15 protein-coding genes are annotated in these 18,111 nt (G+C 72.4%); 9 read left to right on the top strand and 6 right to left on the bottom strand.

Features of this window, described 5'->3' with window-relative positions; all coding sequences use genetic code 11:
* Nucleotides 1–12 precede the first annotated feature (12 nt).
* The gene (locus DB32_RS00585; RefSeq protein WP_053230454.1) at nt 13–1,668 is read right to left on the bottom strand and encodes a serine/threonine-protein kinase; all 1,656 of its coding nucleotides are present in this window, start codon (nt 1,666–1,668) and stop codon (nt 13–15) included.
* 55 nt (nt 1,669–1,723) lie between these two features.
* Between DB32_RS00585 and DB32_RS00590 the strand changes: the two genes are divergently transcribed.
* Entirely contained in the window at nt 1,724–2,968 is a 1,245-nt protein-coding gene (locus tag DB32_RS00590) for an alpha/beta hydrolase family protein (protein WP_169791280.1), read from the top strand.
* Here the strand turns inward: DB32_RS00590 and DB32_RS00595 are convergent, their stop codons facing one another.
* Together DB32_RS00595 and DB32_RS00600 are read right to left on the bottom strand one after the other, a co-directional pair.
* Nucleotides 2,969–3,133, bottom strand: coding sequence for a hypothetical protein (locus DB32_RS00595; protein ID WP_169791281.1), 165 nt, complete (start codon nt 3,131–3,133; stop codon nt 2,969–2,971).
* Complete coding sequence (locus tag DB32_RS00600; RefSeq protein ID WP_053230457.1) at nt 3,130–3,423, bottom strand: hypothetical protein; 294 nt, start codon at nt 3,421–3,423, stop codon at nt 3,130–3,132. The genes DB32_RS00595 and DB32_RS00600 overlap by 4 nt, the downstream gene beginning before the upstream one ends.
* Before the next feature lie 91 nt (nt 3,424–3,514).
* Between DB32_RS00600 and DB32_RS00605 the strand changes: the two genes are divergently transcribed.
* From DB32_RS00605 to DB32_RS00615, 3 genes are all read left to right on the top strand, one after another.
* Nucleotides 3,515–5,095: a TolB family protein gene (locus DB32_RS00605; RefSeq protein ID WP_053230458.1), complete on the top strand. Its 1,581-nt coding sequence runs from the start codon at nt 3,515–3,517 to the stop codon at nt 5,093–5,095.
* Nucleotides 5,096–5,424: 329 nt separating this feature from the next.
* Nucleotides 5,425–7,329, top strand: coding sequence for a TolB-like translocation protein (locus DB32_RS00610; protein ID WP_157068555.1), 1,905 nt, complete (start codon nt 5,425–5,427; stop codon nt 7,327–7,329).
* 147 nt (nt 7,330–7,476) lie between these two features.
* Nucleotides 7,477–8,793: an IS701 family transposase gene (locus tag DB32_RS00615; protein ID WP_075097411.1), complete on the top strand. Its 1,317-nt coding sequence runs from the start codon at nt 7,477–7,479 to the stop codon at nt 8,791–8,793.
* Between the two features lie 15 nt (nt 8,794–8,808).
* On the opposite strand, the gene DB32_RS00620 is transcribed toward DB32_RS00615, so the two are convergent.
* The gene (locus tag DB32_RS00620) at nt 8,809–9,492 is read right to left on the bottom strand and encodes a hypothetical protein (RefSeq protein WP_053230460.1); all 684 of its coding nucleotides are present in this window, start codon (nt 9,490–9,492) and stop codon (nt 8,809–8,811) included.
* A 57-nt stretch (nt 9,493–9,549) separates the two neighbouring features.
* Here DB32_RS00620 and DB32_RS00625 point away from each other — a divergent pair, with 57 nt between their 5' ends.
* Nucleotides 9,550–10,518 (top strand): extracellular catalytic domain type 1 short-chain-length polyhydroxyalkanoate depolymerase, encoded by a 969-nt coding sequence (locus DB32_RS00625; RefSeq protein WP_053230461.1) that lies wholly within the window; start codon nt 9,550–9,552, stop codon nt 10,516–10,518.
* A gap of 13 nt (nt 10,519–10,531) precedes the next feature.
* Here the strand turns inward: DB32_RS00625 and DB32_RS00630 are convergent, their stop codons facing one another.
* Together DB32_RS00630 and DB32_RS00635 are read right to left on the bottom strand one after the other, a co-directional pair.
* Entirely contained in the window at nt 10,532–11,491 is a 960-nt protein-coding gene (locus tag DB32_RS00630) for a hypothetical protein (RefSeq protein ID WP_053230462.1), read from the bottom strand.
* A 211-nt stretch (nt 11,492–11,702) separates the two neighbouring features.
* Complete coding sequence (locus DB32_RS00635; protein WP_053230463.1) at nt 11,703–12,107, bottom strand: hypothetical protein; 405 nt, start codon at nt 12,105–12,107, stop codon at nt 11,703–11,705.
* Nucleotides 12,108–12,175: 68 nt separating this feature from the next.
* Between DB32_RS00635 and DB32_RS00640 the strand changes: the two genes are divergently transcribed.
* Genes DB32_RS00640 through DB32_RS00655 form a run of 4 tightly spaced genes read left to right on the top strand, consistent with a single transcriptional unit; the run spans nt 12,176 to nt 17,777 of the window.
* Nucleotides 12,176–12,796: an MYXO-CTERM sorting domain-containing protein gene (locus DB32_RS00640; RefSeq protein ID WP_157068556.1), complete on the top strand. Its 621-nt coding sequence runs from the start codon at nt 12,176–12,178 to the stop codon at nt 12,794–12,796.
* Nucleotides 12,793–13,734 (top strand): hypothetical protein, encoded by a 942-nt coding sequence (locus tag DB32_RS00645; RefSeq protein WP_053230465.1) that lies wholly within the window; start codon nt 12,793–12,795, stop codon nt 13,732–13,734. The genes DB32_RS00640 and DB32_RS00645 overlap by 4 nt, the downstream gene beginning before the upstream one ends.
* Nucleotides 13,731–14,912, top strand: coding sequence for a hypothetical protein (locus DB32_RS00650; RefSeq protein WP_053230466.1), 1,182 nt, complete (start codon nt 13,731–13,733; stop codon nt 14,910–14,912). The genes DB32_RS00645 and DB32_RS00650 overlap by 4 nt, the downstream gene beginning before the upstream one ends.
* 45 nt (nt 14,913–14,957) lie before the next feature.
* A complete protein-coding gene (locus tag DB32_RS00655; protein ID WP_053230467.1) occupies nt 14,958–17,777 on the top strand; it encodes a MopE-related protein in 2,820 nt (939 codons plus the stop codon).
* Nucleotides 17,778–18,111 lie beyond the last annotated feature (334 nt).

Below are 18,111 nucleotides of genomic sequence, written 5' to 3' on the forward strand. Positions count from 1 at the left end.
CGCGCGCGTCCGTCAGCGGCGCGGCACGGCGATCGTCGTCGGCTGCTCGTTCGCGGTCGACGGCAGCTCGACGGCGTCCTGCGTGGTCGCGAGCTGCGCGATCGACGGGCTGCTCGGCGGCGGCGGGGCGATCGACGGCGGCGCGGGCGCGGGGACCCACGTGCCCGCGACGCTGCTCCGCGCGAGCGCCTCGGCGAGCGCGCGGCCGTCGGGGTACCGATCGCCCGGCTTCTTCTCGAGGCAGCGCAGGACGATCGCTTCGAGATCTTCGGGCACGTCGTGCGGCGCCCGCGCGCTCGGCGGCACCACGGCCTCGTGCAGGTGCGCGATCAGCGTGCTCGCCGCGACCTCGCCGACGAACGGCGGACGACCGGTGAGCGCGTAGTAGAGCACCGCGCCGAGGCCGTAGACGTCGCTCGCGGAGGTCGCGCGATCACCGGTGATCACCTCGGGGCTCATCGTCGACGGAGTGCCCGCGACGGCGCCGGTGCGCGTCAGGTGGCCTCCGTCGGCCTCGACGCGCGCGATGCCGAAGTCGAGCACCTTCACGAAGTCGTTCTCGCCGCCGGCCGCGGTGACGAAGAGGTTCTCGGGCTTCACGTCGCGGTGGACGATCCCGCGATCGTGCGCTTCGGCGAGGGCGCGCGCGGCCTGGGTCACGAGGTGCACGGCGCGCGGCGCGGGCAGCGCGCCGTCGCGCTTCACGAGCTCGGCGAGGCTCACGCCGTTCAGCAGCTCCATCGCGTAGTAGAGGAGCCCGTCCTCGGTCGTGCCGTAGTCGAACACGCGCACGGTGTGCGGGTGCGTGAGGCCCGACGAGAGGCGCACCTCGCGCTCGAAGCGCAGCATCGCGCCCTCTTCGTCGTCCTCCAGCATCTTGAGGATCTTCAGCGCCACCTCGCGCTCGAGCCCGCGGTGCCACGCGGCCCAGACCTCGCCCATGCCGCCCTTGCCGATGCGGCGGCGCAGCTCGTACTTGCCGATGCTCCGCGCCTCGTAGACCTCTTTGCGCAGCGACCAGAGGCGGTGCGACGCGATGATCACGATCAGCGCCGTCGTCCACAGCATGACGACGTGCACGCCGAGCGAGTTCACCGCCTGCGGGTCGGTGATCTGACCCTGCATGCGCGAGAAGAACATCTCGCCGACGAGCATGCCGATCGGATAGATCAGCGCCGCGCCCGACATCGGCGCAGCGTGCTCGCGCCACGGTCGCGGCACGACCGTCGTCGCGGCGAGGACCGCGAGCCCCGCCTCCGCGTAGAGGCTGCGGAAGCCGCCGGTCATCGCGGACTGCAGCGTGATGGCAGCCATCATCACGTAGATCGCGCCGTACACGAGGAAGTAGAACTCGCGGCGCGTGATCGGTGGTCGGCGCGAGACGCGGACCGTCGCGACCGCGAACCACGGCAGCGGCAGCGCGCGGATCGCGACGAGCGTCCCGACGTCGCCCTCGCCGCCGGTCGCGATGAACGCGACGTCCATCAGCGCGAAGAGCGGCCACACGAAGAGGCCGAAGAGCAGCGGTGCCTTGGCGCGACGGAGGTTGCCGAGGTGCTCCCACGTCGTCACGGCACCGTGCACGTCGCTGCCGGTGCTGCCGCCGGTGCTGCCCGTGCTCGTGCCGTGGGTGCCGCGCGCCGTCACCACGGTCGCAGCATGCTCCATCCGGCCGGCGCGATCGATCCGTCCCTTCGGTAGGGGTCCGACTACGATGGTGGTGATGCGAGGTGGGACGGCAGCGCTCGCGCTGATCGTGATGTGCGGATGTGCGGGCGCGCCGCCGATCGCGCCGGTCGCTCCGCGCGGGCTCGCGGTGTCGTGCGACGACGAGCTCGCGACGCTGCCCGACGCCGATCCCGCGGTGGCGCCGGGCGCGATCGTGCGGTGTGCGCGCGACGTGCACGGCCTGCGCATCGCGTACCGCACCACGCGCAGCGGCGACGTGCCCGCGATCGCGACGGCGCGCGTGATCGTGCCCGCGAGCGCGCACGAAGGCGCGCCGCACGTGGTGGTCGCGCACGGCACCGTGGGGCTCGCGGATGCGTGCGCGCCCTCGCTCGCCGCGCCCGACGAGCTGGTGCGCGCCTTCGCGTCGCGCGGCTGGCCGGTGATCGCGCCGGACTACGCGGGGCTCGGGAGCGCGGGCGTGCAGGGCTACGGCGACAACGACGACACCGCGCGCTCGGTGCTCGATGCGGCGCGCGCGCTCGCGACGTTGCTCGGGGAGCGCGCGCCGGTCGTGCTCGCGGGCCACAGCCAGGGCGGCGGCGCGGTGCTCTCGGCGCAGTCGATCGCGCGGCGCTACGCCGGTGAGGACACGGCGATCGCGGCGGTGATCGCGATCGCGCCGGGATGGCCGGTGCGCGATCGGCTCGAGACGTTGCGTGATCCCGCGCGACGGCTGCGCGGCGGTGACGAGCTGAGCGCGGTGGTCGGCGCGATGTTCCTCTACGCGTGGCACGCGCGCGCCTACGGCGAGACGCGCGCCGGGGAAGGGTTTCCACTCGCGAGCCGCGACGCGCTGGTGCACGCGCTCGAGCGCGGCTGCGTGGGCTCGTTGCTCACGACCGTCCCGCGCCTCGCGCCGACGCTCGGCGCGCTCGTCGACGACGAGCTCCGCGCCGCGCTGGTCGCGTGCACCGACGCGGGCGAGTGCGACGATCGCGCGCGCGCGATCCTCGAGTGGTCGCGCGCGAACGTGATGCGCGGCGATCCCGAGGGCGCGCCGATCCACGTGCTCCAGGGCGATCACGACGGGATCACGACGCCGGCGCGCACGCGGTGCATCGTCGATCATCTGCGCGCGAGCGCGATCGAGCCGCACGTGTGCGTGATGGACGCGGATCACCTCTCGATCGTCCCGCGCGGGGTGGGCCACACGATCGCGATCGTGGAGTCCGCGCTGCGCGGCGATCCGGCGCCCGGCTGCGCGAACGACGCGCTCCCCGAGTGCGTGCCGGAGTGATCAGAAGCTTCGGTCGACGTCGACGCGCAGCGAGTCGTTCACGAACGCGAAGGGCATCCCGAGGCCGAACACGAAGCTCCCCGCGACTCCCGCGGTGATGCCGAACGCGGGTCGCACGTCCGGGCTCGCCAGCAGTGCGCCCGCGATCCCCACCGCCGTCGTCACGAGCGAGAGCACCCGAACGTGATCGCGCGCGACCATCGCACCCGCGTCGCGAACGACGCGTAGGCGAGCGCGAACACCATCGTGGGCGCGGCGCCGATCGCACAGCCGTACGCGGCGCGCGCGCCGAACGCGACGCCCTGCTCGGCGATCAGCAGCGCGAGGATCGGACCGCCGACGACCGGGAGCGCCGCGAGGAAGCCCGCGAGCGCCGGGCCGAACCGCCGGCCCAGCAGGCTCACCGCGGCGACGAACGCGGGCGCGATCGTGAGCTTCGCGAGCAACAGCGCCACGCGCGGCCCATGTAGCACGCGAATACGGCCGTATACGGAAAGTCCACCGCGTTCGTGACGGGCGGACACGGATCCGGCCAATACCGATCTCGTGACCACGAGCACGTCTCGCGACCGCGTCGCGATCCTCCTCGCGCTGTTCGCTCCGCTCGTCACCGCGTGCACCGAGCGCTCTCCAGGCGACGGTGCGGACTCGGGGCCCACCATCTTCGACATCGACGCCGACACGGTGCTCGACGCCGGGGGCTCGGATGCCTCGCTCGACGCGTACGTGCCGCGCGAGCCCGTGGTCTTCATCGCGTCGGGCGCGCCGAGCGACGCGCCCGATCGCTTCGCGGGCGATGGCCGCAGCGCGCAGCTGCCCGTCGTTCGTTATCCGGTCGACGGCACGATGGTGCCGCCGAACCTCAGCGGCCTCGAGATCCACTGGGAGCCCAACGGGCACACGCTCTTCGAGCTGCGCTTCGATCAGGACGACGAGACGGTGCTGCTCGTCTACGCGCCGTGCTCGGTGCGCGGCGAGGGCTGCGCGCTCGAGCTCGGCGATCTGATGTGGGACGAGCTCGCCGAAGATCGCGCGCGCGGCAGCTACGAGGTGCGGGTGCGCGGCGTCGGCGGCGAGGGCGCGCTCATCGGCGAGTCCGAGCCGATCACGATCGAGCTCGCGACCGAGGCGGTGACCGGCGGGCTCTACTTCTGGTCGACGGATCCCGCAGCAATCCACCGCTACGACTTCGATCGCGGCCACCGCACGTCGGAGCTCTTCTTCGACTCGGCGGACTCGGGCGGTCACTGCGTCGGGTGTCACGCGCTCTCGCGCGACGGGCAGACGATCGCGATCGGCTACGGCACGACGGGACCGATCGCGATGGTCGACGTCGCGACGCGCACCGAGTCGCGCCAGCTCGACGCGGAGATGTCGTCGTTCTCGCCCGACGGGATGGAGCTCGTGACCGGCGGCATCCCCGGCTCCGACGTGCGCCCGCTGCAGATCGTGCGCACCGACGGCACCGGCGAGCCGCTCGTGCTCGGCGAAGGCGCGGCCCCCGACTGGGCGCCCGATGGGCGCGCGATCGTGTTCACCGATCCCGCCGAGGCGCTGCGGATCACCGAGCGCGACGACGCGGGCACGTGGACGCTGCGCACCGCGCCGCTCGCGCGGACCGGCGCCCGCGACGAGTTCGGAGCGTTCGCGCCCGACTCGGAGTGGATCGCGTTCTCGCGCATCACCCCGAGCCACCTGCCGGGCGGGATCGAGTCGCACGTGTACGTCGTCGGCCGCGAGGGCGGCGGCACCGAGCAGCAGCTGATGCGCGCGTCGACGGGCACGCTCGACTCGATGCCGCGATGGAACCCGTCGATCTTCCTCCACCGTCGCCCTGGTGAAGGAACGGGGCGTCGCCTCTTCTGGATCACGTTCACCAGCAACATGCAGTTCGGCGTCGAGCCCTCGGATCGGCGGCGCACGATCTGGATGGCGGCGTTCGACCCCGGCGCGGAGGACGGCGATCCGTCGTACCCCGCGTTCCGCCTGCCGTTCCAGCCGACGACGGGCTCGAACTTCATCCCGCAGTGGACGACGCGCGTGCAGCGGATGCCGTGCGACGACAACGGCGACTGTCGGCGCGGCGAGATGTGCACGGACGGGATCTGCGTGCCGGAGATCATCTGACGTCTCGCTCGATCGAGTGATCGATGGCTCGCGGCCGGTCCGCGCTTCGCCGCGGCCCGGGCGCTCGCGGGTAGCACCGCGCGTCGCGCGAGCGCGCGAGAATCGGACGCGACCTCGCGCGGACGGTTGCGTGCGCAACCGTGACGGTTGCGTCTGCAACCATGTCTCGAGCGGCCGGAGTCTCGTCCGGATCGGCCGCGTGTGAAGGACCGCACGGTGTGGGCGGAACGCGCACGGATGCGTTTGATAGCGTCGCGAGCGGATTGGGGTCGCTCGCGCGTCGGGAGCTCGCGCGGGCCGGGTCGTGCTTTTTCGCGATCGAGGTGTCCATGCTGTCTCGTGCGACTTCCTTCTCCGTCGCGGCGCTCGCGGTGGGGATCGTCCTCTCGGCCTGCACCGAAGGCGGCACGCGCCCACCCGGCGGCGGCGGTGACGGCGGCGCCGGTGGTCAGGACGGCGCGACGACGAGCAGCCCGCTGCGCATCGAGCCCGCGGATCACCGGGTCGCGGTCACGAGCGGCGCGTCGGTGAACGTCGACTACCGCGCGTTCCTCCGCCAGAGCGACGGCAGCGAGCGCGAGGTCACGAGCGAGGTCACGTGGCTCGCGACGGTGCCGACGCTCGGCAGCTTCTCGGGCGCGCGCTTCACGTCGACGCCCGACCGCGGCGGTCGCACCGACATCCGCGCGACGATGGGCTCCACCGAGGCGCTCACCTCGCTGACGATCTCGCTCGAGCGCATCGTGATCACCGACGGAACGCCCGCCGACGCGCCCACGCGCTTCGGGGGCACCGCCGATCCCTCGCGCGCGCCCGAGCTCGTCTATCCCGACGACGCGACGATGGTTCCGTCGAACCTCGGCGAGCTCGAATTCCACTACCGCACCGCGGGCTCGACGCTCTTCGAGCTGCACGTGCAGGCGGGCGTGCTCGATCTGCGCATCTACTTCGGCTGTCCGGAGAGCGTCGGCGGTGGCTGCATCTACACGCCCGATCGCGACGTGTGGGAGTCGATCGCGACCGCGGCCGCGGGGCAGGGACCGATCACCTATCGCCTGCGCGGCGTGAACGACGCGGGGCAGCTCGGCGAGACCGCGGAGCGCACGCTCACCGTCTCCGAAGAGCCGATCACCGGCGGCATCTACTACTGGAACGCGGGCGCGGGCCGCGTCGAGCGCTTCGAGTTCGGTGTGCGCGGCGCGCAGGCCGAGCCGTTCATCGACTCGGCGCGCACCGGCGCGACCTTCTGCGTGGGCTGTCACACCGTCTCGCGCGACGGTCAGCGCATCGCGGTGGGCACCGACATGCCGACCACGACGTTCCAGGTGTTCGACGTCGCGACGCGCAACCGCATCTTCTCGCGCGGCTCGAGCGGCGGCGGTCTCCCGGGCGGCGGGACGCCGACCCAGCCCAACTTCGCGTCGTTCTCGCCCGATCACCTGCAGATCGCGGCGAGCGCGATCGCGGGGCTGAGCATCCTCGACGGCACGACCGGCGACGTGATCGCGGAGCGCCTCGGCGGCGGCGCGGTGTCGATGCCCGACTGGTCGCCCGACGGGAACCACATCGCGTTCGTGCGCTACGACGCACCTCCGTCGATCCCCGGCTTCCCGCTGGTCGACGTGAACGGCGTGACCGGCGGCGAGATCGTGCGGCTCGATCGCAGCGGCTCGAGCTGGACCGTGGGCCCCACGCTCGTCGCGGGCAGTGGCAACAACTACTACCCTGCGTATTCGCCCGACGGCGAGTGGATCGTCTTCAATCGGTCGGAGTCGAACAGCAACTCCGCGGGCATGGGAGACGCGATGAATCCCATGCCCACGCTCGATGCGACGTTGTGGATCGTGCCGAGCAGCGGGAGCGGCGTCGCGACGCGCTTGTCGCGCCTCGCGGGCCTCGCGGACTCGTGGGCGAAGTGGGATCCCACCGAATATCGCGATCGCGGTCGCCCGCTCTTCTGGCTGACGTGGACGAGCCGCCGCGCGTTCGGCCTGCGTCTCGCGGAGAACGCGCGATCGCAGCTGTGGATGGCGGCGTTCGATCCCGAGGCCGCGGCGGCGGGGCGCGACGGTGGATATCCCGCGTTCCGACTGCCGTTCCAGAACATCGAGAGCGCCAATCACATCGGACAGTGGGTGACCCGGGTCGAGCGATTGACGTGCGACGACGACACGGACTGTGGTGGTGAGTTCTGTGTCGACGGTCGCTGTTATTCGGTCCCGCCGCTGATCTGACGCGCCACCGAGGAGAGCAGGAATTCCTGCTCTCCTCAGCGGCTCGGCTCTCTCTCAGACTCGCCTTTCGCGCTTTTAATCGTCGGCGAGATCGAGTAGCCACGTGGCCCGAGTTCTTGGTTGTTGCAGCAACCGAGGGAGGGCCACGTGGCCGAAAGCAGGCTTCGCACACTTGCCGAGGTTCTGGAAGTCGTCCGTCCAGCGTTCACGCGTCCGACGTTCGAGCGCTTCGTTGCGCTCATGCGCGGGTGGCTGCTCACCCAGCAAGCGGGCGCGGTGACCAGCGCTCTGCTCGGCGCCGGTCTCGCGGGCAGGGCGCATCACGCTGCGTTCCATCGCTTGTTCGCGGAAGCCGCTTGGGACGTCGACGAGGTCGGCACCGAGCTGCTGAAGTGGATCGTGCGGACGTGCGCGACGCGCAGATCGCTGCAGCTCGCGATCGACGACACCGTCGTTCGGAAGAAGGGCCCGATGGTGTTCGGCCTCGGCACGTATCTCGACCCGGTGCGGTCGAGTCGACGCGTGCGGAACTTCGTGTTCGGTCACCTCTGGGTCGTGCTCGTCGCGATCGTGGAAGTTCCGTTCTCGAAGCGGCGCTGGGCCGTCCCGATCTTCTTCCGGCTCTACCGCCAGGAGCGCGACTGCACGCGCACCAACGATCCCTACGCGAAGCGCACTTCTCTCGCGCGCGAGCTGATAGATCTCGCTGCGCGCGTCGCGCCAGAACTCACCATGCACGTCTCTGCGGATGCCGCGTACTGCTGCGAGACCGTGCTTCGCGGTCTGCCGAAGAACGTCGTGGTGTACGGCACGTTGCGAGACAACGCAGTGTTGACCGCCGCCCCGATTGCGCGTCGCGGTTGCACCGGTCGTCCGCGCGTTCGCGGAGAGCGGATGCCGACGCCTGCGCAGCTCGCGGCTGATCCGTCGCGGTGGCGGTCCACACGCGCGGCGCTCTACGGACGCACTCGAGCGCTCGCGTTCAAGCAGATGGATGCGCAGTGGTACCAGGGCCGTGGTCCCGAGCTGATGCGCGTGGTCGTCGTGCGCCTGAGCGCCGGTAAGCTCAAGCACCGCGTCTACTTCTGCACCGATCCGACTCGGACTCCCGCCGACATCGTCGAGCGGTACACCGCTCGATGGCAGATCGAGGTCTGCTTCCGCGACCTGAAGCAGCACCTCGGATTCGGCGCGTCGCCGGCATGGTCGCGGCGAGCAGTCGAGCGTGTGACGCCCTTCGCTGGCTTCGTCTACTCGATCGTCGTGATGTGGGCACGACTGTCGCTGCGACGGCCCGAACGCGCTCCACAGATCCGACGACCGTGGTACCGCGACAAGGTCGGCTTGAGCTTCGCCGACCTGCTTCACATCGCGCGGACGGACCTTTTGGATCCAGCCGCGCGCACGCAGCTCGCGAGAAACTCGCCGGTGAGCGACCGGTCGCGCTCGTTTGCAGCTGCATGAAGCGCGAAAGGCGAGTCAGAACGCGAGCGCGAGACCGGCGCGGATCGTGATCTGACCGAAGTCGAGCGCGAGCTCGCGCTCGCCGATGATCGGGAACGAGAGGCGGTGCCACGCGAAGTGGTGCACGTAGCCGCCCTCGACGATCACGCCGAAGCTGTGGGTGAAGAAGAACTGCGCGCCGACGAGCCCACCGGCGTGCGCGCCCACGCCGATGTCGATGTCGCCGCCGAGCACGCCGACCGCGTCGGACCAGTCGTCGTTCGGGAAATTGAGCGTCAGGCCGAAGACGCCGCCGAGCGTGAACGCGCCGTGCGCGCCGCCACGGTTCGCGCTCGCCCACGGGATGCGGAAGCGCGGCACGACCGAGAGCTCTCCGAGCACGTTCGGTCCGATCTCCTGATCGGCCGCGTCGTCGTGGTTCCATACCAGCGCCGAGACCTCACCGCCGATCGAGAAGAGCTCGACCACCGGCAGCTCGAAGCCGAGCGCGCCGCCGCCCGACACCTGCATCCCGTCGGTGGCCTCGTCGTCGTCCTCGATCTGGACGTGGAGGTCGCCGATGAACGCGACCTGGCCCATCGCGTAGATGCGCGGGGCCATCGTGTCGTACTCCTCGTACTGCGCCGCGGCGCCCGCTGGCATCGCGGCGGCGATCATCGCGAACAGCGCGGCACACTTCGAGATCCGGGATCCGTCCATCTGCGCTCCTCCGTCCGTAAGGTTTGCTCAAGATGCGCCCGTTAGGCTCGCCTGCCCATGAACGACACCACACGCGCGCTCGTCTCGTCGCTGCTCGTCATCGTCTCCGCCTGCTCGACCGAACGTGGTGAGCCCGACGCGGCGCCGGCGAGCGACGCAGCGACGTGCGGCGCGTCCACCTACCCAGCGGGCGCGACGACCGAGGGCTCGCTGGTGCACGACGGAGCGACCCGCACGTTCCGCGTGCACGTGCCGCCCGCCGGCGACGGCGCGTCGCGGCTCCCGCTCGTGCTCGTGCTGCACGGAGGCGGCGGCAGCGGTCGGCAGATCGAGATCGGCTCGCGGATGAACGCGATCGCGGATCGCGAGGGCTTCGTCGCGGTGTATCCCGACGGCACCGGGCACATCCGGACCTGGAACGGCGGCGGCTGCTGTGGCAGCGCCGTGACCGACGACGTCGACGACGTGGGCTTCTTCGCCGCGCTGCTCGATCATCTCGAGGCCTCGCTGTGCGTCGAAACGTCGCGCGTGTACGCCACCGGCATGTCGAACGGCGGGATCATGTCGCATCGGCTCGCCTGCGAGCTCGCGGATCGCATCGCGGCGATCGCGCCGGTCGCGGGCACCGACATGACCCGCGCGTGCACGCCCGCGCGACCGGTCGCGGTGCTGCAGGTGCACGGAACGGAGGACGGACACGTCCCGTGGGACGGCGGGATGGGGTGCGGTCCCGCGGGCGTGCCGTTCACGTCGGTGCCCGAGACGATCGCGCGCTGGCAGGCGCGCAGCGGATGCGGCGCATCGCTCGCCCGCTTCTTCGAGGAGGGCGACGGCCACTGCGCGCGCAGCGCCGACTGCACCGGCGCCGACGTCGCGCTCTGCACGATCGAGGGCGCCGGGCACAGCTGGCCTGGTGGCGGGCGGAGCGCCGACGTCGTCGAGTGCCCTGCCGACGGCGAGCAGAGCACGACGTTCCGCGCGAGCGAGGCGATCTGGCGCTTCTTCGCCGATCACCCGATGCGCTGAGCGCGCGTCATCGTCACTCGAAGATCGCGCGCGGCTCCGCGCAGCCCCAGCTCTCGACGACGAGCCGCAGGTCCGACGCGCCCGAGAGCGAGAGGTTGCCGATCTGCTGGCGGATCTCCCAGGTGCGCCCGTTCGTCATCTCGAGCAGCGCGCCCGCGTCGATCGTCTGCTGCACGTCGAGGATCTGATCGTCCGACACCGCGCCGAGCGAGCTGCCGATGATCGTGCCGAGCACCGCGACCGCGCCGAACACGTAGCCGTACTCGCCCGCGTGCTCGCTCGCCTCCGCGGCGCGATCGGCGATCGCGTCGAGGATGCCCTGCGCGCTCTCGGTGTCCGACGTGAGGAAGCACGCGTACGTGATCGTGAGGTTCGAGATCGATCGGAAGAGATCGCCCTGGCCCCACAGCGTGCCCTCGCCGGGACGCAGGTTGAGCGTCGTGGTGTTGCGGTTGCCGGCGACGGGGCGCGGCGTGGTCAGCAGGAGCTCGGAGTGCGCGCCGTCCTCCGCGCTGATCACGCAGAAGAGGTTGCGCTCGACGTCGAAGAAGCCGCGCTCGATCGAGATCTCGCGGATGCGGATGCGCAGCTGGGGATCGGCGCACGTCGTCTCGTTGGGCGCGACGCCGAGATCCTCGCCGCACGCGTAGTTCGTGCGCTGCGTGCCCTCGAGCGTGTTGTCGCAGACCGCGAGCGGCTCGGTCGAGGTCGGCACCGCGAGCGCGCCGGTGCACGTCGGCGCCATGTCGCACGTCGGGCACTCGTTGCAGTCGAGCGGGCACGTCTCGCAGGTCTCGGTCGGTCGATCACAGAAGAGATCGCCGCACCGGACCGTGCGCGCGGCATCGACCTCTTCGGTCGCGCCGGCGTCGACGTCGTCGTTCGCGCCCGCGTCGCCGCGCGATGCGTCTCGCGATGTCCCGCCGTTCGAGGCCGCGCACCCTGGAAGCGCCGCTGCGAGCAGGAGCGCCACCGACCCGATCGTTGCACTGACAAGCTTCACGCGCGCAAGTATCTTCGCCGCGCTGCGTCGAATCCAGATGGGCCGCGACGATTCTCGCGCTCACGACGACAGAGTTAACGCGCCGATTAACCGGGTCTCCGTGCGGGAGCCCGCGTCGAGCGACAAACGCGCCACGCGTGTCCACGTCCTGCGTCACACGCTCGTCGCTCGACCGGCTCGCTCACGGGATCGAGCGGTGGAGCACGATCGGCCCGGTCGGCCCGCGCGCGAGGTCGTCGCGCTCCGCGGTGACGAGCACCTCGAAGCGATCGTACGGCGTCGTCGCGCGCAGCACGCCGCGCTGGCTGTCGCGATCGAGATCGAGCGTGCCCGCGAGGATCGGGAGCCGTCCTTCGGGCACGATCCACACGGCGTACTGCGAGTATCCGTCGCCGACGTGCTCGGGCAGCGCGAGGTGCCGGACGTCGACGTCGACCGCGTTCGCGCCCTCCGCCTTGCCCACGGAGATCCGCGCCGCGCTCGCCGGCGACGTCGCGGTGCCGCGCGCTTCGTAGGTTCCACTGCCGCCGCACGCGATCACGCACGGGATCCCGGCGGCGAGGAGCCACCATCGCCATCGCTTCATCGTTCGTTCCTCCGGCGCGACCGAGTGCAGCCGTCGTGCCCGCGTGCGCGCCGTGGCACGCTCGCGCGATGCGGATCGGATGGATCGCCGCGCTCGTCGTGGCGTCGGTCGCGTGGCCGGCGCGCGCCGACGTCGTGTGGACCGAGCGATGTCCATGGGGCGCGCGCGAGCGCACGTCGCACTCGGGGCCGCGCTGCGAGCCGTGGTCCTGCGAGAGCGACGCGCAATGCGATCAGGGCCTGGTGTGTCGGCCCTGGCGCGTGTGCACCCAGACCCACGAGGTGATGCCCGGCGGGCGCGGCGCGTACCGCGATCCGCCCCCTCCGCCGACGCGCGAGGAGCAGGTCGTGCAGTCGTGCGATCCGTCGCTCGAGTGCACCGGGGAAGAGCTGCCGCGCGCGCCGACCGCGGGACGCGCGGTCGGGGCCGTGCAGTGCCGCGTGATGCGGGCGTGCGTGCGACCGGACCTGCCGTCGTTGCCGCGCGATCTCTCGACGATCGATCCCGGCGTCGGCAGCGCGCCGCCTCCGCCCGCGACGAGCGCGGAGCCGCCGCCGCAGAACCCACCGAGCGCACCGCCGGCGCGTGGATGCGCGTGCCGGGTGCAGGATCGATCGCACGACGGCGCGTCGCTGATCGCGCTCGTGATCGTGCTCGCCGCGCTCGTCGTGCGGCGGAGGTCGCGATGAGGCGCATCGCGATCGTGATGGCGTGCGTCGCGGTGGCCGCGCCCGCGCGCGCGCAGGACGTTCCGCTCCCGGCCGGCTTCACGCGCGTGCAGATCCGTCCGGCGCCGCTCTTCCAGGCGATCGGGCTCGCGTGCGGTCGCGACCGCGCGTACGTGCGCGACTGGCAGGGCGAGGTGATGGAGTGGAACGGCACCGCGTGGACCGCGCTGCCGCCGCCCGCGAGCGAGCCGCGCGGACAGGCGATCTGGGTCGCGGCCGACGGCGCCGTCGTGATCGAGGCGAACGAGTCGCTGGCGCGCTGGGACGGTCGCGCGTGGTCGACCATCGCGGTGGATCCGTGGTTCCGCGGGCGGCACGGCGGGCTCGACATCGGCGCGCTCGGCGGGGCCACCGTGCCGTGGGTGCTGGGCCGTGGCGCGATCGGCGTGGCGATCGACGGCACGGTGCGCCCGTTCGAGGTGGCGCAGACGTGGAGCGAGCTGATCGACTTCGTGGTGCTCGGGACCGACGACCTGCTCGTCGCGCACGCGGGCGGCTTGATGCACTGGGACGGAGTCGCATGGAGCCAGGACCACCCGCACATCGAGGGCGAGGTCTTCGACCTGCTCGCGAGCGGGCCGGACGACGTGTGGGCGCTCGGGGCCGACGGCGCGGCGCACTTCGACGGCGATCGATGGGTGCGCGCGAGCGACGGGCTCGACGCGTCGATGTTGCCGCCGCGCCGTCATGGACACTCCGCGCGCCTCGGCGGCGCGTCGCCGGATCACGTGTACGTGAGCACGACGGATCGCGTGCTGCATTGGACGGGCGCGCGCTGGGAGACGGTGCTCGACGCGACGCATCGCAGCGGGTTCGGCCGCGGGTACGGGCGCATCTGCGCGACGTCGCGGCACGTGCTGATCGAAGAGGGCGGTCACGTGCTGGTGCGCGCGCGGTGACGATCGCGCGAGCGCGATACACGATGCGCCGCATGTGGATGCCACGCGTGCTCGTGCTGCTCGCGGTCTGTCTCGCCGGGTGCGCGTCGAGCGCGCCCCGCCCCGAGGTGCCGACGCGCCCCGAGCGGCTCGTGATGGTGGTCGGTGAGAAGTCCGACGCGATCGGCATCGAGCAGGCGCGCGATGCGTCGCGCGCGGTCGTCGAGGTCGCGTTCCACGACGGCGCGCGAGCGTGGGTCGAGGACTGGAGGGTGCGCGATCTCGATCTGCCCGCGGGCGCGCGCGTGGTGGTGCGACGCGAGGGCGCGCTGGCGGTGACGACCCTCGTCGAGCGCATCGATCGTATGGCGTGGATCGCCGATGGGGACGCGCCGCGGCTCGTCACGATCGGCGAGCTGATCGCGGTGCTGCGGCGCAGCGACGTCGTCGACGCGCCCGAGCCGACCGAGGACGACGACGAGGACACGGAAGAAGCCACTGCGCCGCCGATCGACCCCGCGCGCGTGGTCGCGTACGACGGGCTCGAGGTCTGGCTCGTCGCGCGCCTCGCCGCGTGCGGCGCGAGCGACGCGACCGTGATCGCCGCGGATCGCAGCGAGCCTCTGAGCGTGCCGTTCGAGCGCATCGCGCCGCTGGCGATCGACGCCGGCGATCGGGTGTGGGCGCCGTGGCAGGGCACGTCGTATCGCGCGCTCGTGATCGAGACGCGCGGCGAGGTGGTGCACCTGCGCTGGGAGGACGGCACCGACGCGTGGATGCCCGCGAGCGACGTGCGCCGCGTGCTGCGTGCGGCCGTGCCGCGGTCCGGACGAGCGCGTCGTCCTCCCGCGTGCAGCGCGCGCGCTGCGCCGGTGTTGGTGCACGTCGGGCGCACGCGCATCGCGGGCGTGGTCGAGTCGTGCGACGAGACCCACGCCACGCTCGCGCTCCCCGACGGCACGCGCGAGCGGCGCGCGCGCACCGAGCTCGCGCCGCTGACGCTCGCGCCGGGCGACACGATCGACGCGACGTGGCGCGGCTCGGGCGACTACGTCGCGACCGTGAGCGCGATCGAGGGCGCCACGGTGCAGGTGCAGTGGGAGGACGGCAGCGAGGAGACGATCCCGCTCGCGACCGTGATCTCCGCGCTCGAGCCCGCCGGTGAGACGCGCCCGCGCGGCGCGCTCGTGTGCCCGTGATCACCGGAGGGCGAGAACGACGCGCCGTCGGCGTAGCGTACCGGCATGCTGCACCGCCCGCGCGCCGCCTGCGCGCCGCTCTGCTTCGCCTTCGTGCTCCTCGCTTGCTCCGATCCAGCCGATCCCCCGGGTGACGACGGCGGGTCGCAGCGCACGTGCGAGCGCGATCTCGACTGCGCCGACGACCTCTTCTGCAACGGCGCGGAGCGCTGTGCGCCCGACGATCCCGACGCCGACGAGCGGGGCTGCGCGCCCGCGACGAGCGAGCGCTGCGAGGAGACGCAGGCCTGCGACGAGGACGACGACGCGTGCCGCAGCGACTGCGCCGTCGCGCCCGACGCCGACGGAGACGGCGCCGAGGCGATCGAGTGCGGCGGCGACGACTGCGACGACGCCGAGCGCCGCGCGTTCCCCGGCAACGTCGAGCTCTGCGATCCCGAGGGCCTCGACGAGGACTGCGATCCCACGACGCTGGGCCCCGACGGTGACGTCGACGGCTTCGTGCGCGCGACGTGCTGCAACCTCCAGCGCGACGGCTCGCTGCGCTGCGGCGACGACTGCGACGACGCGAACCGCGAGGTGAGCCCCGACGCGCCCGAGGTGTGCGGCCCGCGCGACGACGACTGCGACACGCGCGTCGACGAGATGCTCTCGGGGGCGTTCCACGCGGACTGCGACGGCGACATGTTCGGCGGAGCGACCGGCGAGATGGTGCTCGGCTGCGCGCCGCCGCCGGTCGTCCCTGCGAGCTGCGGGAGCGCGCCGCTCGCGCGATGGTCGGACAACGACGACGACTGCGACGACGCGCGCGCCGGTCGCAACCCCGGGAACCCCGAGGTCTGCAACGGCATCGACGACGACTGCGACCTCCGGACGGACGAAGGCTTCGAGGACGCGAGCTACCACCCCGACTGCGACGGCGACGGGCACGGCGCGGCGGGCGGCGAAACGTCCGCGGGATGCACGCCGCCGCCCGTGCTCCCTGCGAGCTGCGGGAGCGCGCCGAGCGCGCGATGGGCCCTCGGCGTCGACGACTGCGACGATGCGCGCGCCGCGGTGTACCCCGGCGCCGTCGAGGTGTGCGGCAACACGATCGACGACGACTGCGACACGCGCACCGACGAGGGCGGCACGCCGTTCCATCCCGACGGCGACGGCGACGGCTTCGGCCGCTCGGGGTCGACCGCGGTGATCGCGTGCAGCGCGCCCGCGGGCCACTCGCCGAACGCGAGCGACTGCGACGACACGCGCGCGTCGGTGCGGCCCGGCGCGCAGGAGCTCTGCGACGGAACGCGCGACGACGACTGCGACGGCGCGGTCGACGAGCTGCCGGCCGCGGCGATCGGCTGCGGATCGGTCGCGGGCACCACGTTCGGGTGCAGCGCGGGCACGTGCGAGATCACCGCGTGCGCCGCGCCGCGCGACGACTGCGACACGACGGTCGACAACGGATGCGAGTCCGACACGTCGACCTCGCGCTCGCACTGCGGCGCGTGCGGCAACGAGTGCACGACCGGTCTCTATTGCGCGGCGAGCGCGTGCCGTCCGCGCCACGTCTGGTCGTACACGGTCGGCGGCAGCGGGTCGGGCTTCGACGTCGTCGACTCGATGGTGATCGACGGCGCGGGCAACGTGACGGCGGTCGGTCTCTTCGCGGGCGCCGCGAGCTACGGGCCGACGTCGGTCACGACGCTGGGCATGCAGGACGGATACGTCGTGAGCTACACGCCCGCGGGCGCGATCCGCTGGTCGCAGCGCGTCGGCGGCGCGGGCGCGACCTCGATGCTCACCGAGATCGCGCGCGACGCCGCCGGAAACGTGTTCGTGGTCGGGCACTTCGACATGGCGATCAGCGCCGGGAGCGGCACGCTCGCGTCGGTCGGCGGCACCGACGTCGTCGTCGCGAGCTACACGGCGGGTGGAGCGCATCGCTGGTCGCGCCGCTTCGGCGGAGCGGGCGGCGAGCTCGCGAAGTCGATCGCGGTCGATCCCGCGGGCAACGTGATCGTCGCGGCGCTGATCAACGGCGTCTTCGACGTCGGCGGCGGGCCGATGGGCACCGCGACGCGCAGCTCGATGGTCGTGCTCTCGCTGAGCAACGCGAGCGGCGCGTACCAGTGGGCGCGCGCGATCACGCCCGCGAGCACGAACGGCGTGCAGCCCGAGCGCCTCACCACCGACGCGAGCGGCAACGTCCATGCGGTCGGCTACTTCAGCAACGCGACCGACTTCGGCACCGGGACGCTCACGCCGATCGGCAACGACGTCTTCGTCGTCTCGCTCTCGCCCGCGGGCGCGACGCGGTGGGTGCGGCACATCGGGAGCAGCGGCGTCGACCTCGGGCGCGCGATCGCGATCGAGCCCGGCGGCGACGTGATCGTCGCGGGCGAGTTCGACGACACCGTCGACTTCGGCACCGGCTCGCTCTCGGCGCGCGGCGCGACCTGGCGCGACGTGTTCGTCGCGCGTCTCGACGCTGCGACCGGCGCGACCGAGTGGGCGCGTCGCTTCGGCGACGTCGAGAGCGAGATCGTGCACGCGGTCGCGGTCGACGCGAGCGGCGAGATCTTCGTCGGCGGGAGCTTCGACGGCGTGGTCGACTTCGGCGGCGGCGTGGTCACCGGCACGAGCGGCAGCGCGTCGGGGTCACCGTTCCTGCTCGGGCTGAGCTCGACCGGGGCGTACCGCTTCGTGCGCGCGATGAGCGGCGACGGATCGCTCGCGTCGATCGCGCCGAGCGCATCGCGGCTCCACGTCGGCGGCTCGTTCGGGCGCAGCATGGACGTCGGAGGAGGCGCGCTCCCCGCGTACGACGCGCTGAACAGTGTCTCGCCCGACGGATGGATCGCGGTCTACGAGCGTTGAGCGCAGCACGCGCCCCGACGCGTGAAGGGCGAGCCGGCGCACCCGGAGGTGCGCACGCGGCGGGGAGTTGCTCGACTCGCCGGGCTCGCACCGGGCATCAGCACGATGCGTTCCGAGCGCGCGCGCCGCGAGCTCACGAGGCGCGCGGCGTCGCGCGCCGCCACGACCGTGTGCGCGCCGTCGCGGCGACGCGGATCGCCGTGTGGGTCGAGCGAGATCGACCGCGCGGTCGGGCGCCGCGACCGTGACGCCGCGCGCGCGAGCACCTCGTCGTGGGCGCGACACCTCGGCGCGATCGAGGCGATCGTGCGAGCACCCGTGGCGGCGCGCACCG

Source organism: Sandaracinus amylolyticus, assembly GCF_000737325.1.
Classification (GTDB): domain Bacteria; phylum Myxococcota_A; class Polyangia; order Polyangiales; family Sandaracinaceae; genus Sandaracinus; species Sandaracinus amylolyticus.